The sequence below is a fragment of the Streptomyces sp. NPDC002958 genome (genome assembly GCF_055563255.1).
On record NZ_JBVHDS010000002.1, the window covers coordinates 442,203 to 457,971 of the forward strand.

The 15,769-nt window shown below is 69.6% G+C and carries 13 protein-coding genes and 1 tRNA gene; 2 read left to right on the plus strand and 12 right to left on the minus strand.

Features of this window, described 5'->3' with window-relative positions:
- Positions 1-7: 7 nt before the first annotated feature.
- The 7 genes from rho to ACZ3IC_RS05500 form a co-directional block, all read right to left on the minus strand.
- Complete coding sequence (rho, locus tag ACZ3IC_RS05470; RefSeq protein WP_467412834.1) at positions 8-2,020, minus strand: transcription termination factor Rho; 2,013 nt, start codon at positions 2,018-2,020, stop codon at positions 8-10.
- A gap of 384 nt (positions 2,021-2,404) precedes the next feature.
- Positions 2,405-3,322 carry a homoserine kinase gene (gene thrB / locus ACZ3IC_RS05475; protein WP_467412835.1) on the minus strand — a complete coding sequence of 306 codons (918 nt, stop codon included), beginning with the start codon at positions 3,320-3,322 and terminating at the stop codon, positions 2,405-2,407.
- 357 nt (positions 3,323-3,679) lie between these two features.
- On the minus strand, positions 3,680-4,750 hold the full coding sequence (gene thrC, locus ACZ3IC_RS05480) for a threonine synthase (protein WP_467412836.1): 1,071 nt from the start codon (positions 4,748-4,750) through the stop codon (positions 3,680-3,682).
- Between the two features lie 6 nt (positions 4,751-4,756).
- Complete coding sequence (locus tag ACZ3IC_RS05485; RefSeq protein ID WP_467412838.1) at positions 4,757-6,106, minus strand: homoserine dehydrogenase; 1,350 nt, start codon at positions 6,104-6,106, stop codon at positions 4,757-4,759.
- A gap of 95 nt (positions 6,107-6,201) precedes the next feature.
- The gene (lysA, locus tag ACZ3IC_RS05490) at positions 6,202-7,593 is read right to left on the minus strand and encodes a diaminopimelate decarboxylase (protein ID WP_467412839.1); all 1,392 of its coding nucleotides are present in this window, start codon (positions 7,591-7,593) and stop codon (positions 6,202-6,204) included.
- A 24-nt stretch (positions 7,594-7,617) separates the two neighbouring features.
- Positions 7,618-8,613, minus strand: a complete 996-nt coding sequence (gene nrtL, locus ACZ3IC_RS05495; RefSeq protein ID WP_467412841.1) for an ArgS-related anticodon-binding protein NrtL — start codon at positions 8,611-8,613, stop codon at positions 7,618-7,620.
- 55 nt (positions 8,614-8,668) lie between these two features.
- Positions 8,669-9,073, minus strand: a complete 405-nt coding sequence (locus ACZ3IC_RS05500) for a response regulator (RefSeq protein ID WP_467412843.1) — start codon at positions 9,071-9,073, stop codon at positions 8,669-8,671.
- Positions 9,074-9,313: 240 nt separating this feature from the next.
- On the opposite strand from ACZ3IC_RS05500, the gene ACZ3IC_RS05505 reads away from it, so the two are divergent.
- Both ACZ3IC_RS05505 and ACZ3IC_RS05510 read left to right on the plus strand, forming a co-directional pair.
- Positions 9,314-9,385: transfer RNA gene (locus ACZ3IC_RS05505), tRNA-Arg, on the plus strand.
- A gap of 442 nt (positions 9,386-9,827) precedes the next feature.
- Positions 9,828-10,196 (plus strand): GNAT family N-acetyltransferase, encoded by a 369-nt coding sequence (locus tag ACZ3IC_RS05510; protein ID WP_467412844.1) that lies wholly within the window; start codon positions 9,828-9,830, stop codon positions 10,194-10,196.
- A 71-nt stretch (positions 10,197-10,267) separates the two neighbouring features.
- Here the strand turns inward: ACZ3IC_RS05510 and ACZ3IC_RS05515 are convergent, their stop codons facing one another.
- From ACZ3IC_RS05515 to ACZ3IC_RS05535, 5 genes are all read right to left on the minus strand, one after another.
- Positions 10,268-10,546 carry a MerR family transcriptional regulator gene (locus ACZ3IC_RS05515; protein WP_467413153.1) on the minus strand — a complete coding sequence of 93 codons (279 nt, stop codon included), beginning with the start codon at positions 10,544-10,546 and terminating at the stop codon, positions 10,268-10,270.
- A gap of 148 nt (positions 10,547-10,694) precedes the next feature.
- Positions 10,695-11,180, minus strand: coding sequence for a hypothetical protein (locus ACZ3IC_RS05520; protein ID WP_467412847.1), 486 nt, complete (start codon positions 11,178-11,180; stop codon positions 10,695-10,697).
- Positions 11,177-11,506: a plasmid mobilization protein gene (locus tag ACZ3IC_RS05525; RefSeq protein WP_467412849.1), complete on the minus strand. Its 330-nt coding sequence runs from the start codon at positions 11,504-11,506 to the stop codon at positions 11,177-11,179. Before ACZ3IC_RS05525 ends, ACZ3IC_RS05520 begins: the two co-directional genes overlap by 4 nt.
- A 307-nt stretch (positions 11,507-11,813) precedes the next feature.
- Positions 11,814-13,994: a protease-associated domain-containing protein gene (locus ACZ3IC_RS05530; RefSeq protein ID WP_467412852.1), complete on the minus strand. Its 2,181-nt coding sequence runs from the start codon at positions 13,992-13,994 to the stop codon at positions 11,814-11,816.
- Positions 13,991-15,670, minus strand: coding sequence for a S8 family serine peptidase (locus tag ACZ3IC_RS05535; RefSeq protein WP_467412853.1), 1,680 nt, complete (start codon positions 15,668-15,670; stop codon positions 13,991-13,993). Before ACZ3IC_RS05535 ends, ACZ3IC_RS05530 begins: the two co-directional genes overlap by 4 nt.
- Between the last annotated feature and the right edge of the window lie 99 nt (positions 15,671-15,769).

A 15,769-nucleotide genomic window follows, 5' to 3' on the forward strand; every position in this document is an offset into this window, starting at 1 on the left:
TAGGACGTCAGTCGTTGCCGTTACCCGGAGCCGGCGTCGTCTTCTGGATCTGGAGCAGGAACTCCGCGTTGGACTGGGTCTTCTTCATCCGGTCCAGGAGAAGCTCGATCGCCTGCTGCTGGTCGAGCGCGTGCAGCACCCGGCGCAGCTTCCAGACAATGGCCAACTCGTCGCTGCCGAGCAGGATTTCTTCCTTACGGGTGCTGGACGCGTCGACGTCCACTGCCGGGAAGATGCGCTTGTCCGAGAGCTTCCGGTCGAGCTTGAGCTCCATGTTGCCGGTGCCCTTGAACTCCTCGAAGATCACCTCGTCCATGCGCGAGCCGGTCTCGACGAGCGCGGTGGCCAGGATGGTCAGCGAACCGCCGTCCTCGATGTTGCGCGCGGCACCGAAGAAGCGCTTCGGCGGGTACAGCGCGGTCGAGTCGACACCACCGGACAGGATGCGGCCGGAGGCGGGTGCCGCGAGGTTGTACGCGCGGCCGAGGCGGGTGATGGAGTCCAGCAGGACGACCACGTCGTGACCCAGCTCGACGAGACGCTTGGCGCGCTCGATGGCCAGCTCGGCGACGGTGGTGTGGTCCTCGGCGGGACGGTCGAAGGTCGAGGAGATGACCTCGCCCTTCACCGACCGCTGCATGTCGGTGACCTCTTCCGGACGCTCGTCGACCAGGACGACCATCAGGTGGCACTCGGGGCTGTTGACCGTGATCGCGTTGGCGATCGCCTGCAGGATCATGGTCTTGCCGGTCTTCGGCGGGGCCACGATCAGGCCTCGCTGGCCCTTGCCGATCGGTGCGACCAGGTCGATGATCCGCGTCGTCAGGACGTTGGAGTCGGTCTCCAGACGGAGCCGGTCCTGCGGGTAGAGCGGGGTCAGCTTCTGGAACTCCGGGCGGCCGCGTCCGGTTTCGGGCGCCATGCCGTTGACCGAGTCGAGGCGGACCAGGGCGTTGAACTTCTCGCGACGCTCGCCGTCCTTGGGCTGGCGCACCGCACCGGTGACGTGGTCACCCTTGCGCAGGCCGTTCTTGCGGACCTGGGCGAGCGAGACGTACACGTCGTTCGGGCCCGGCAGGTAGCCGGAGGTCCGAATGAACGCGTAGTTGTCGAGGATGTCCAGGATGCCCGCGACAGGGATCAGGACGTCGTCCTCGGAGACCGGAACCTCACTGGCGAAGTCCTCGCGGCCACGACGGCCACGGCGGTCGCGGTAGCGGCCGCGGCGACCACGACGGCCGCCTGCCTCGTCGTCGTAACCGTCGTCCTGCGGGCCGCCGCCCTGCTGGCCCTGGCGCTGCTGGCGCTGGCCGCCCTGCTGGCCCTGGCCACCGCCCTGCTCATCGCCCTTGCCCCGACGGTCACGCTGACGGTCGCGGCGCTCCCCGCGCTCCTGGCGGTCGCCCCGGTCGCCGCGCTGCGCACGGTCCTGGCGGTCGCCCCGGCGGCCCTCGGCCGTGTCGGCCACGGCCTCGGCCTTGGCATCGGTGCGGTCGTCGCCCTTCGGCTCGGCCTGCGTCTGAGCCTTGGCCTCGGCGGCCGGCTTGCTCTCCGCCTTGCTCTCCGGGCTGCCGGCCTGAGCGGTCGCACGGCGCCGACGGCGCTCGCCCGCGGGCTGGTCGTCGCTGGCCGGCTGGCCGGGGATGTCGATCTGCTGCTGGGCTGCGGCCTTCTCGGCGGGCGCGGCGGCGGACTCGTCCCCGGTGCGCGCCTTGGAGGTGGCACGGCGCTTCGGCTTGGTCTCGGCATCCGCGGCGGGCACGGCGGCCTTGGGCGCAGCGGAGCTACCGGCCTGCGCCTCCTTGATGACCTCGATCAGCTGGCCCTTGCGCATCCGCGCGGTGCCCTTGATGCCGAGGCCGGACGCGACCTGCTGCAGCTCGGCCAGGACCATGCCGTCAAGGCCGGTGCCGGAGCGGCGGCGCCGTGCGGTGGTGCCAGTGGCAGCACCTTCGGCGGGCGCAGCGCTGTCGACGGTCTTGTCGGCAGTCACGCCCATCAGATCGGTGGTGTCGCTCACGAAGGGTCCTTCCCTGGAGCGGACGTCGGCCTTCTGGCTCGGCGACCGGTTGTGCTGTCCGACTGCGGTCTTTTCTTGCGGACCGAGCCGGGGCGGTGGTCCGCCGGGTACGGCGGAGAGATGAAGGTGTGCAAGGGTCCGGCGCGAGCATCCCCCTGCTCGGCCCACTCCTGGACGAGCGAGGGGTGTCGTGCCGGTTCCGGAGCGTGCACGAAACTGCTCAGGCAGGCTGCTCAGGCAGTTGGGGAGGCTCCCGGAAGAATTGGTGGTCCCGGAAAGGGACACGAAGCAACGCGCCACGTAGACGTCGGTTGCAGACTTGAGGTTAACACTACCGGCTCCAACAAACATTCCCCCTCTCACTCACCGGCAATCACTTCTCGGCTACGGGGCGAGCGGCAGCACGCTCGCACCCGGTGCGTCGAGAGTGAGCCGATTGGCTGCCCATCCCTCGCCCGCCAGCCGTGCGACCTTGTCGGCCGCACCGTCCTCGGCCAGTGCGAGCACGGTCGGCCCGGCACCGGAGATGACTGCGGGCACGCCGTCGGCGCGCAGTCGGTTCACGAGCTCCACGCTCTGCGGCATCGCCGGGGCGCGGTACTCCTGATGAAGCCGGTCCTCGGTGGCGGTGAGCAGCAGCTCGGGGTGCCTGGTCAGCGCCTCGACGAGGAGCGCGGCACGGCCGGCGTTGAAGGCGGCGTCGACGTGCGGGACCGTGCGCGGCAGCAGTCCGCGGGCGGTCTCGGTCAGGACCGGCTTGCTGGGCACGAAAACCACCGGAACGATGGAATCTGCGGGGTCCATCCTGATCGCGCGGGCCGATCCGCCGTCCATCCAGGCAAGGGTGAACCCGCCGAGCAGGCAGGCCGCGACATTGTCGGGGTGGCCCTCGATCTCGGTGGCGAGCTCCAGCAGCGCGGCGTCGTCGAGCCGGGCATCACCGCCGGTCGTCACGGCGCGGGCGGCGACGATGCCGGCACAGATGGCGGCGGAGGAGGAGCCGAGGCCGCGCCCGTGCGGGATGCGGTTGGCGCAGACGATCTCCAGGCCGCGGGGCTGTCCGCCGAGCAGGTCGAAGGCGGTGCGCAGGGAGCGCACGAGGAGGTGGCTCTCGTCGCGGGGCAGCGTGTCCGCGCCCTCACCCGCGATGTCGATGTGCAGTCCGGAGTCGGCCACGCGGACGACGACGTCGTCGTACAGCCCCAGTGACAGGCCGAAGGCGTCGAAACCCGGGCCCAGGTTGGCGCTGGTCGCGGGGACGCGCACCCGGACGGCGGCGGCTCGGAAGGCGGGACCGGCCATCGCTTAGACGACTCTCCTTGTGAGACAGCGGGGGTGGTGAAGCGTTTTCTCGAAGGTGGCGGGAGGTCGTGGCGGCGGGGAGTGGAATTCCGGGGAACCCGACGGCCACAACGGCCCTCGCACCGCGGCAGATGCGGCGGGGTGGGTTGAGTACAGCTTATCGAAGGAAGGTTCTGTAGCGACATAGGGCGCACAGGAGGCGCACGATGCGTGTCGCCCGCCTCCTATGCGCTCGCCGCCCCGAAAAGGGGCGGTTGAGCTGGGTTCTTGCCGACAGGTGAGCCGGGTTGTCACTGGCAGATGAGCCAGGTCCGTGCCGACAGGCAGGCCCGGTTCCCCGCCGACCGTCCACCGGACCTACGCGAGGCCCAGCTTCTCGGCGGCGGTGGCCGCGTCGACCGGGACCGTGACCGGCTGCGGGGCGCCCGCGACAGCCCAGTCGGGGTCCTTGAGCCCGTTGCCGGTGACCGTACAGACGATCTTCTGGCCCGGGTCGACCTTGCCCTCCTCGGCGGCCTTCAGCAGACCGGCCACGGAAGCGGCCGACGCGGGCTCGACGAAGACGCCCTCCTGGGAGGCCAACAGCCGGTAGGCGGAAAGGATCTGGCGGTCCGTCACCTCATCGATGAAGCCGCCTGATTCGTCCTTGGCGTCCAGTGCGTACTGCCAGGAGGCCGGGTTGCCGATCCGGATCGCGGTGGCGATGGTCGACGGGTCCTTGACGATCTCGCCGCGGACGATGGGCGCGGAGCCGGAGGCCTGGAAGCCCCACATGCGCGGACCGTGCGTGGACATGCCGTCGCCCGCGTACTCCTTGTACCCCTTCCAGTACGCGGTGATGTTGCCCGCGTTACCGACCGGGAGGACGTGGATGTCCGGGGCGTCGCCGAGCGCGTCGACGATCTCGAACGCGGCGGTCTTCTGGCCCTCGATACGGGACGGGTTGACCGAATTGACCAGCGCCACCGGGTAGTTGTCCGAGAGCGAGCGGGCCAGTGTCAGGCAGTCGTCGAAATTGCCGTCGACCTGGAGGATCTTGGCGCCGTGCACGAGGGCCTGCCCCATCTTGCCGAGCGCGATCTTGCCCTGCGGTACGAGGACGGCGCAGACCATGCCGGCCCGCACCGCGTACGCGGCGGCGGAGGCGGAGGTGTTGCCGGTGGAGGCACAGATGACGGCCTGTGCGCCCTCCTCCTTGGCATGGGTGATCGCCATCGTCATCCCGCGGTCCTTGAAGGACCCGGTGGGGTTGGCGCCCTCGACCTTGAGGTGCACCTCACAGCCCGTGCGCTCGGAGAGGACCTGAGCGGGGACGAGCGGCGTACCACCCTCACGAAGCGTGACGACCGGCGTCGTGCTCGTGACCGGAAGGCGGTCCCGGTACTCCTCGATGATGCCGCGCCACTGGTGGGTGCCCTTGCTGGTCATGGGTCCTTACTCCCCTTCAACACGCATGATGCTGGCGACACCGCGCACGGTGTCGAGCTTGCGCAGCGCTTCGACGGTCGCCGAGAGGGCGGCGTCGGGCGCGCGGTGGGTGACGACGACGAGAGAGGCCTCGCCGCCCTCCCGTCGCCCGCCGCCACCCTGCTCGATGGCGACTTCGTCGCCGCTGCTCGGATTTCTGCCCTGCTGGCGGACGGTATCAATGGATACGCCCTGTTCGGCGAAGACCGTCGCGACCTGGGCGAGTACACCAGGCTTGTCGGCCACGTCGAGGCTGATGTGGTACCGCGTGACGACCTCGCCCATGGGGCTGACCGGCAGGCGCGTGTACGCGGACTCGCCGGGGCCGGTGGCCTCGTTGAGTTTGTTGCGGCAGACCGCGACCAAGTCACCGAGGACCGCGGACGCGGTCGGCGAGCCACCGGCGCCGGGGCCGTAGAACATGAGCTGTCCGGCCGCCTCGGCCTCGACGAACACCGCGTTGTACGCCTCCCGGACGGAGGCCAGCGGGTGGCTCAGCGGAATCATCGCGGGGTGCACCCGCGCGGTGACGGACTGCCCGTCGGCGGCGCGCTCGCAGATGGCGAGGAGCTTGACGGTGCAGCCCATACGGCGGGCGGAGGCGATGTCGGCGGCGGTGACCTCGGTGATGCCCTCGCGGTGCACGTCACCGATCCTGACCCGGGTGTGGAAGGCGATACCGGCGAGGATCGCGGCCTTGGCGGCGGCGTCGAAGCCCTCGACGTCGGCGGTCGGGTCGGCCTCGGCGTACCCGAGAGCGGTGGCCTCGTCGAGCGCCTCGGAGTATCCGGCTCCGCTCGTGTCCATCCGGTCGAGGATGAAGTTGGTGGTGCCGTTCACGATGCCGAGAACCCGGTTGACCTTGTCGCCGGCGAGGGATTCGCGCAGCGGCCGTACGAGCGGGATGGCACCGGCCACGGCGGCCTCGTAGTAGAGGTCCCGGCCGTGCTGCTCGGCGGCGCCGTGCAGTGCGGCGCCGTCCTCGGCCAGCAGCGCCTTGTTGGCGGAGACGACGCTCGCGCCGTGCTCGAAGGCGGTGGTGATGAGGGTACGGGCGGGCTCGATGCCGCCGATGACCTCGATGACGACGTCGATGTCGCCGCGTTTGACCAGGGCTGTCGCATCGGTGGTGATCAGTGCGGGGTCGACCCCCTCCCGCACCCTCGAAGGTCGGCGCACGGCGACACCGACGAGCTCGACCGGCGCGCCGATGCGTGCGGCGAGGTCGTCGGCGTGCGTCGTCATGATGCGCGCCACCTCTGAGCCGACCACTCCACAGCCCAGCAGCGCCACCTTCAGCGGACGCGTACGCATCATCCGACCTCGTTTCCTTTACATCTGATGTGTGCACCAGTCTCACTCACCGGACGGGAGTTTCTGTCACTCGTCCGGATCCTGAGACATATATTTCATCAGCCGACATCGAGACGCAGGAGATCTTCCTCCGTCTCGCGCCTGACGATGACTCGCGCCTCTCCGTCGCGCACGGCGACGACGGGCGGGCGCAGGGCATGGTTGTAGTTGCTCGCCATGGAGCGGCAGTACGCGCCGGTGGCGGGCACGGCGATCAGATCGCCGGGCGCCAGGTCGGACGGCAGGAACGCGTCCTTGACCACGATGTCGCCGCTCTCACAGTGCTTGCCGACGACGCGGACGAGCATCGGCTCGGCGTCGGAGGTGCGCGAGACGAGCGCGACGCTGTACTCGGCGTCGTACAGCGCAGTGCGGATGTTGTCCGACATGCCGCCGTCGACGCTGACGTACGTACGCAGCCCCTCCAGGGGCTTGATGGTGCCGACCTCGTACAGCGTGAACGCGGTGGGGCCGACGATGGCGCGCCCCGGCTCGACGGAGATCCGCGGGGTGGCGAGCCCGGCCGCCTCGCACTCGCGGTTCACGATGTCACCGAGCGCCTTGGCGATCTCGTGCGGCTCGCGCGGGTCGTCCTCAGAGGTGTACGCGATCCCCAGCCCGCCGCCGAGGTCGATCTCGGGCAGCTCGATGCCGTGCTCGTCGCGCACTTCGGCGAGCAGCTGCACCACGCGCCGGGCGGAGACCTCGAAGCCGGCCATGTCGAAGATCTGCGAGCCGATGTGTGAGTGGATGCCGATGAGTTCGAGCCCGTCGAGGGTGAGCGCCCGGCGTACGGCCTCGGCGGCCTGTCCCCCGGCCAGCGCGATCCCGAACTTCTGGTCCTCGTGCGCGGTGGCGATGAACTCGTGGGTGTGCGCCTCGACGCCGACGGTGACGCGGATCTGTACGCGCTGCCGCTTGCCGAGCCGCTGCGCGATGTGTGCGACCCGGGCGATCTCCTGGAAGGAGTCGAGCACGATCCGCCCGACGCCGACGGTGACCGCCCGCTCGATCTCCGCGACGGTCTTGTTGTTGCCGTGGAAGGCGATGCGCTCGGCGGGCATACCGGCGTCCAGCGCGCAGGTCAGCTCGCCCCAGGAGCAGACGTCGAGGTTGAGCCCCTCGTCCTTGAGCCAGCGCACGACGGCCCGTGACAGGAACGCCTTCCCTGCGTAGAACACATCGGCGTCCGGCCCGAAGGCGTCGGCCCAGGCCCGGCAGCGGGCCCGGAAGTCGCTCTCGTCGAGGAAGTAGGCGGGGGTGCCGAACTCCTCGGCCAGCCGTGTCACTTCGATCCCGCCGACGGTGACCGCACCGTCCTCGTTGCGGGCGACGGTACGGGACCAGACCTTCGCGTCCAGGACATTGAGGTCGGCGGGCGGGGCCATGTAGTGCCCCTCCGTCATGACGTCGGCGTGACGGGGCCCGGCGGGGTGTGCGGATCGGCTCATCGTGTTGCTCTGTTCTCTCGGGTCTCAGAGGACTTCGGGTGCGCTGATGCCGAGCAGGGACAGGCCGCCTGCCAGCACCGTCCCGGCGGCTTCGGCAAGGGCGAGCCGGGAACGGTGGGCGGCCGAGGGTTTCTCGTCTCCGACGGGGAGCGGCCGGGCGCTGTCGTGGAAGTCGAAGAAGGCCTGCGCGACCGCTTCCAGCTGCCGGGCGAGCCGGTCGGGCTCACGGTGGCGGGCGGCGGCGGCGAGCACACCGGGGTGATCGGCGAGACGCGCACCGAGGGCGGGCGCGTCGACGCTCTCCTCGTACGCGGCACAGAACCCGAGCTGCTCGGCGTTCCGGCTCAGGGCACAGGTCCGGGCGTGTGCGTACCGCACCCGGAACAGTGGATTGCTCTCCTGCTGTACGAGGAGCTCATCGCTCCCCGTGGACCGGGCCCGGTCGTGCGGGGCGGCCCGCAGCAGTGCCCAGCGCGCGGCATCGCTCCCGAGCCGCTCGAAGAGATCACGGTCCGAGGTCGGCACAGGCACCACATGCAGCGCTTCGCCGCCCGCCGTCCGCTCCGCGACCTCGGCCCCCTGAGCCCGGAGCAGCCGCTCGACGGTCTCGGTGACGACACGGGCGCGCAGCTCGTCGACGGGCACGAACGAGACGGAGACGCCGACGAGGCCGTCCCCGTGCCCGTACTCGGTACCGCGCTCGTCGACGGCCCGGACAAGCGCTGCCAGGCCGTCGGCATTGTCCAGCGTGAAGTTCAGAAATCCCGGCCCGGTGACCTCGACGCCACCGATCCCCGGCGCTCCCTGTACCCGTTCCCGAAGGATCTCCGCCACATCCCTGGCCGGCAGCGCGGCGGGTCCGGCCAGCTGGAGGGCGACGGCGCAGGCGTAATCCCCACGTCCGCCGGGACGTGTCCGCTCCACCCGCACGCGCGCGGGCACGGGCGCGCGCAAGGCGTCCTCGTCGACCGCGCGGCGCACGGCGTGCAGCACAGTCCTGGAGAGATCGGCGGGGGTCACAGGACAAGCGTATGGGAGGAAGGGGGCTGCCTCGCGACCCGGTTTCGCCATGCGGTCACCCTGCGGCGCTCTCCGCCCTCCCGGCACCATGTCTGTCGTCGAGCGACGGCGGGCCCCCTTTGCCCATCAACTGCCTTACGAGCCGCACCAGCTCGCTCGGCTCGAAGGGCTTCGCCAGGAACGCATCGACGCCCCCGCTGTCCGCCTCGTGAGGGGTGCAGGCACTGATGATCGCCACGGGCAGATGTCTGGTCCGCGGATCGGAGCGCAATCTGGTGGCGGTCTGCAGACCGTCCAGCCGGGGCATGACGACGTCGAGCGTGATCACATCGGGACGGACCCGGTGCACCAGATCCAGACACTCGACACCATCGGCCGCGGTCACGACCTCGAAGCCCTCAAGCTCAAGATTGACCCTGATCAACTGCCGGATGACCTCGTTGTCGTCGACAACAAGCACGCGGCCACACGCCCCTGACACACTCCGAGAGTAGGCGGGGCGTAGGGGCTGCGTCCGGGTATTGCCCATTTCCGACCCCGGAGAGGTGGCGCGCGAGGGTGGCCGGATGTACGCAGAATCACCCTGCGCCTCTCCCTCGACGGGCACCCACGCCGCCCCTTCGGGGCCGGAAATACCTGTTCACCGACACCCTGAGGAAGCTGGTAGTGTTTCCCCCGTCGCCGAGCAACACAGCGATACGCCCCCGTAGCTCAGGGGATAGAGCAACGGCCTCCGGAGCCGTGTGCGCAGGTTCGAATCCTGCCGGGGGCACTTCGCATGAAGTGCCCAAAGACCCCGTCATCAGCAATCACGCTGAGGCCGGGGTCTTCGCGTATGCGCAGGCATGTGCAGCGCCGAGCGGCCCCAGGACGGGGTCTGTGGACTTTTTGTGGACAGGATCTTGGAGCGTCTGCACAGGTCAAAGCAGCTGCCTCGGACGCGGGCGCAGCCCGGCGTGCCAGTCCCGCTCCAGATCCGCTGCGTCGAATACGCTGCGAAGACGTCCAACCTGAGTCCTTGATATTGCGTATACACAACGGACTGCCGCGCGGCGGCGACTCTTCACGTCGGCCCGGATGGGGCAGCTGCCGAATGCAGGAAGGGGTGTGGCATGAGGTCCCCAGGCGTGCAGCTTCGGGAGATCACCGACGACAACCGGGATGCCGTTCGCGCTCTCCGCGTCCGACGTGACCAGAAGCAGTTCGTCGCCTCCGTGTCCAAGTCGCTCAAGGAGGCGACAAAGAAACCAGAGGCCAATCCCTGGTACCGCGCCCTGTACCGCGATGACGAGCCAGTCGGCTTCGTGATGCTGTCGTGGAAACCGCCGGCTGGTCCTTACAAAGGGCGGCACTTCATCTGGCGCCTCCTCGTCGACAAGCGGTACCAGGGGCGAGGGATCGGCCGAGAGGCGCTCACGCAGATCACCGCCCTGGTTCGCACGGACGGCGCCACCGAGCTGCTGACCAGCTACGAGCCCGGCGACGGCGAACCGTGGCCCTTCTATCAGAAGTTCGGGTTCGAGCCCACCGGGGAAATCGACGACGGCGAGATCGTTCTGCGGCTCACCTTCCCCACGCGGTGAGCTCATACGGAAAGCGATCGTCCCTCGGTGAAACGGAACGCGACGCGGCAGGTGCAACTAGCTGTTGTGTGTCACGACGTTGTAGGCACTTCGGATGTGGCATTGGCTGACTTGTTGCTGCGTACGGCGTTGAGGTAGTCGGCGATGGCGTCCCTGTTGCGGATCAGGCACTCGATGCGTTCGGTCATCCGGTCGCGTTCACGCTCCAGCGTGCCGGTCATCTCGGGTGTCACGTCCGAGAAGTAGATGATCCGGGGCTGATCGAGGCACGGGAGGATCTGTTTGATGATCCGGGTCGGCAGGCCGGCGTCGAGCAGTCCTCGGCGCGCGGGGAGGCCGTGGCACTGGATAGCCGTTACCGTTACCGGCTGATCGCCTCGGCACCCGCTCGCGGAGCGCAAGCCTGCGAAGGGCCGAGCCCCGCGCCCCGCTCCTGCCGACGGCTCGTTCACCGCCTACGCAAACCATCTGGACGGGGCGGAGCGTGGCTCCCGGTCATCAGACGGCGACCACGTGCACGTCCGTCGGCGCGAGGACCGTCAGGTAGGCGTGGATGTCCCCCGGGTCGGTGGTGAAGATCACCGCGCTGCCGTGCCGGGCCGCTGCCAGAGCCACCCAGGCGTCCACCGCGTCCGGTCGCTTCTTCGCCGGCAGGGCCGCCCGCCCCAGAGCGGTGCCGATGCGCCGCCAGTCCACGAGGTCCGGGCCCGTCGCACAGGCCAGACACTCCGGACGGCCCGCCTTCGTCTCACGCATGGGCGGCTCGGACGTACGGGCCTGAGGGACGGTGCAATCCTTCAGGACGCCGGACAGGGCGTGCACCAACGCCGACTGGGGGCGCCACACCTGGGCGAGGACCGGTCCCAGCACCAGCGCCCGGTGCGGGATCGTACGCAGTCCCTCGTGGAGAGCCACCGCCTTCGCCTTACGGTCGGCGAGTGCGATGAGCATGCCGGTGTCGTAGACCGGCACCCGTGCGCTCACGCGGCGTGTCCCGGACGGCGGCCTTGCCGGTCCCGGCCGTGGACGAGTCCCAGGGCCTCCTCGACTTCGCGACGTTCCTGCTCCGTCAGTTCCGCGGTCGGTTCCGGGGCAGGTTCGGCGGGCAGCCCGTCCGCCGACCGCTCCGCGCGGGCGATGAGTGCGTCCACCTCGGCGAACTGTTCCTCTATGGCGTCACTCTCGGCCATCTGGCGCGTTGCGGCATGCACCAGGTATGCCGAGACGTCCATGCCCGCCCGTTCCGCGTGCCGCCTGATGCGTTCCGCTTGGTCTTGCTCCAAGCTGATCGTGATGCGCGTCTTTGCCACGAAGGCATCGTAATACGCGTATGACGGCAGTGCGAGTGCGGTCGAGCGTTCCGCAGGGACTCCGGCCCGATGTCGAGCTTCGCGCCGATCGAGCGGATCGCCGCGGACGATCGTTCAAGGACTGCAGAAGACCAGCCTTTGCCCAGATGAACTCGCATCCCCTGAAGGCACTACCTCCAGCCATAGCCTGCAGCGGCTTCGGCTCCGAACCCGAGGCAGGCGCGCACGGCCTTCCCACAATCCGCAGACACAGCGATGGCGCCGCACCGGGTGGGGGTCCGGTGCGGCGCCCGCGCTCGGCGCCGGGCTACTTCAGCCCGTAGGCCCGGTCGAGGGTCTCGACGGTGCGGCTGCCCGCGTTGTCCCAGAGTTCGGCCCTGACCGCCACATATCCGTTGGTGCCGGAGAGCTTCGGCTGGCGGTAGGAGATCCGGAAGGAATCGGCGTCCGCGCGCTCGACCGTGGCCGGGCGCCATGTCGTGCCGCCGTCGTAGCTCACCGAGACCTTCGCCCCTGCGAGCTTCGTCGACCCCGTCCAGCCCTTGGCCCGGTAGCCGTCCAGGGTGAAGGAGTACGGGGTGCCCGCACGGACCCGGTTGAGCAGGTCGGAGGAGATCCGGTAGTGCGTCGCGATCACCGGCAGGGGCTCACAGGTCGAGACCTGGTGGAGGACGTCCTTGCAGGTTTCCTGGTTCACCCCGCGAGGGGCGTCCGCCGTGAACGAGTACTGCGTGTGCGTGCCCTTGGCGCCCTCGAAGTAGTTCTCGGATTCCGTGTCGAACGGGAGGTCGATGTCCAGCCGGTAAGCGGCCCTGTCCTTGATGGTCCACTGGCTGCCGTCCTCGATCTCCTTCCCGTCGCGGTAGAACGCGGTCCTGGGGATGGGGCCCCAGTCGGTGTAGTGCTCGGGGTCGGAGTCCGCCCCCACCCCGGGCAGCACCGCGACGCCCTGGTCGGTGCTGCAGAAGTTGCAGGACACCATGCTGCCCAGCGGAGCCGGGTGCAGGGCGGGCTCGAACCAGTTCTCGGTCATGGAACGGCCGGGACGCGGGGTCTCGGTCCTACCGTGCATCTGGGGGCTGTAGACCTTGAATCCGACGTGCTGCTGGTACGTGAGGCCGCCCTTCGCGTAGACGTAGTCGTCGCGCTGCTGTCCCCGGAGGACGACCTCCGGCACCCGCTCCGACACGGTGTTCGTCGCCTCGGGGCCCCAGACGTCCTGCACGTAGGCGCTGTACTGCTCGCGTCCGTAGCCGTGGAAGGCGTTGGTGATCTTGGCGAAGTCCTTGCGCTGGACCGTGGCACCGAGGTCGGCGGGGATACCGTCGTGGAAACTCCACTGACCGGAGTAGGCGTAGGCCGACTCCTTCTGGCCGTGCAGGGCGACGGTGACGGGCTTGCCGTGACCGGCCGCCGCGATCCGTGCGGCCAGTTCCTGTCCGTCCCGGTAACTGATTCCGGCGAACGGGATGTTCAGGCCGTTGCCGACGCTGGCGTAGACGCTGCGGTCGGTCGTCCGGGCGACCAGGACTGCGGCGGCGCCGGCGTCATCCAGCTCACCGGCCAGCACTCCGACGCTGACCGGACGGTCGTGGTGTATGAGCACGGCCTTGCCCTTGATGTCCTTCGCGGCCAGTTCCTCGGGGCTCCCGCGGCCGATGTCCACGACCTCAAGGTTCTTGGTGCCGTCGAAGCGTGCGAGGTTGACGGGTGCCCGCAGCGTCAGGGGGAAGCCCTTGTGGCCGCTGACCTCGCCGGTGAGCAGTGGCTGCCGCTCACGCTGGTAGAAGGTCGTGGACAGCGTGCCCGTCCGGGGCTCGGCCGTGGGGATGGCGCCGAAGTGCCCGGTCGTGGGTGCGGCGTCGCCGGTCGTGGAGATGCTCGCGGTGCGGCCGTTCGGGGCGGTGCGGCGCAACTGGTAGGTGAATGTGGAGGACTGGAGCGGTCGCTTCTCACCGACGACGTTCAGCCGGAAGTCGCTCGCCCGGGTGGCGTCCGCGGTCACGGTGACGGGCTTGTCGGTGACCGTGACGTCGGGGAGGCTGAACAGGTCGAGGGCGTCGGCGGCTCCGTGTTTATAGCCGAGATCGCCGGTGGTGATTCCGCCGTAGAGGGCATAGTTCCCCTGGGGAACGCGCAGCTTGAGGCTGCCCCGGCCGCTCGTCGGGAAGCTCTGGTAGTAGTCGCTGTCGAGGCCCATGACTACGACGAGGCTCCGGTCGGGGGCGCCGCCCGTGCGGTCCTTGAGGTCGACGGTCATGCCGTAGCTCTCGACCTCCTTGGTGAAGCCGAGCGCGGCGTGTGCCGTGGCGCCGTCCGCGGTGGTCGCCGTGACGTCGCCCGTGTAGTCGCCCGCGTCGAGGAGGTTCGGGTCGAGGACGACCGGGACTTCGGTGCTGCCGCCGGCGGGAACGGTGATCTCGTCGTGGCCGAAGGTCAGCGCGCCGTCGGGCAGGGTGCCCTTCGTGGTGTGCGCGGCGAGCTTCACGGTCGTCGCCGTGTCGGTGGGGTTGCTGAGGGGGCGAGGGTGCGGGTGAGCTTGTCGTACGTCTCGCCCTTGCCCGGGTACCAGATCATGCCGAAGTCGGCGGGCCCGGAGAGGTCCACTCGGGAGTCGAGGGAGGCGGCGACGTTCACGCGGCCGCTGCCCTGCTCGTAGACGCTGTACGCGGCGGAGGGGTCGGTGTGCGAGGTCAGCGCGGCCTTGAGGCGCTCCCCCTGCCAGTCTGGGTGCCGCTGCGCGAGGATGGCGGCGGCGCCCGCGACGTGCGGGGTGGCCATCGAGGTGCCGTTGGCCGATGTGTACTTCCCGTCGACCACGGTGCCCATGGCGGTGCCTGCCGCGCGGGCGGCGACGATGTCGACGCCGGGAGCGGTGACGTCCGGCTTGATCCCGTGGTCGTAACTGCGCGGGCCCCGGCTGGAGAAGCCGGCGAGCACCTCGGACTTGTCGACAGCGCCGACCGTCAGGGCCGCGTCGGCGGCGCCGGGGCTTCCGATCGTGGACGTGCCCGGGCCGTCATTGCCGGCGGCGATCACGAACAGGGACTTGCTCGTCGCGCTCAGCCGGTTCACCGCCTCCGTGGAGGGGTCGTCCGCGGAGTCTCCGGCGCTTCCCAGGCTCATGTTGATCACGTCGGCGCCCTGGTCTACGGCCCATTCCATCCCGGCGATGACGCCGGAATCCGGGCCCTTGCCGTTGTCGCCGAGGACCTTGCCGATCAGCAGGTCGGCGCCGGGGGCGACGCCCTTGTAGCGTCCGTCCGAGGCGGCGCCGCTGCCCGCGATGATGGACGCGACGTGGGTGCCGTGGCCATGGCCGTCCTGGACCGTGGGGGTTCCGACGAAGCTCTTCGCCTCGATGACCCGGTCCTTGACGTCGGCGTGGCCGAGGTCGACGCCGGTGTCGAGGACGGCGACCTTGGTGCCGGTGCCGTCGTAGACGGCCGCCCATGCCTCGGGGGCGTGGATCTGCGGGACGCTCTTGTCGAGGGTCACCTTCGCGGGCGCGTCGTACCAGATCTTGGCGACGCCGGAACCGACCGCGGTCTTCGCCCGGCCCGTCCTGGCCGGCGCGGGCTGGGCGGCCTTCCAGAACGAGGCCGCCTTGTGCTTGTCGACCCGGAGGGCGGCCATGCCCGTACGGTTCAGCACGACGCCGGTCCTGCTGGCGGGCAACCGTCGCGCCCGGTCGGTCAGCTCTGTGCGGGAGGGCTTGTCGGCGTACGAGACGATCACGGGCAGCGTGCTGTCCTTGACGTCCCCGTGCCCGTCCTTCAGTAACTGGGTGACGTTGAACAGCCGCCGGTCCAGGGTGTTCAGGGCGAGACCGGCCAGCGCGTCGGTCGGGTAGACGTACAGGTCGCCCTTCGGATCGGTGACGGTCTGGAACGTCGTCCCGTTGCCGGGCGCGGGTGTGACGGTCACGGAGGTACGGCCGCCCGCACCACTCGTCACCGCCACCTTGTCACCGGTGACGAGGGTGATCTCGGCCGGTTTCGCGTTCTTCGCCGCCTTCAGTAACGAGCCGCCGGCCGGGGAGGGCGCGAGGGGTGCTCCGGTCGCCGTCCCGGAACTGATCCCGGGTATCAGCGCGCCGGTGGCGAGCACCGTCGTGACGGCGAGCAGCCGTCTCCTGAGTCTGCCGCGTGAGGGGGTCGGCACGTACTTCTCCTTGGGTGGAAGACGAGAACGAGCGCAAGGAGCGCACGCCGAAGTACGGGCATGAGAGCCCCGAAAGCGGAAAGGAACGGACCCGGACCG

Coding starts and splice junctions, on each gene's coding strand:
- thrB (WP_467412835.1), bottom strand. CDS start 3,322: ATGGCCGGTCCCGCCTTCCGAGCCGCCGCCGTCCGGGTGCGCGTCCCC.
- thrC (WP_467412836.1), bottom strand. CDS start 4,750: ATGACCAGCAAGGGCACCCACCAGTGGCGCGGCATCATCGAGGAGTAC.
- ACZ3IC_RS05485 (WP_467412838.1), bottom strand. CDS start 6,106: ATGATGCGTACGCGTCCGCTGAAGGTGGCGCTGCTGGGCTGTGGAGTG.
- lysA (WP_467412839.1), bottom strand. CDS start 7,593: ATGAGCCGATCCGCACACCCCGCCGGGCCCCGTCACGCCGACGTCATG.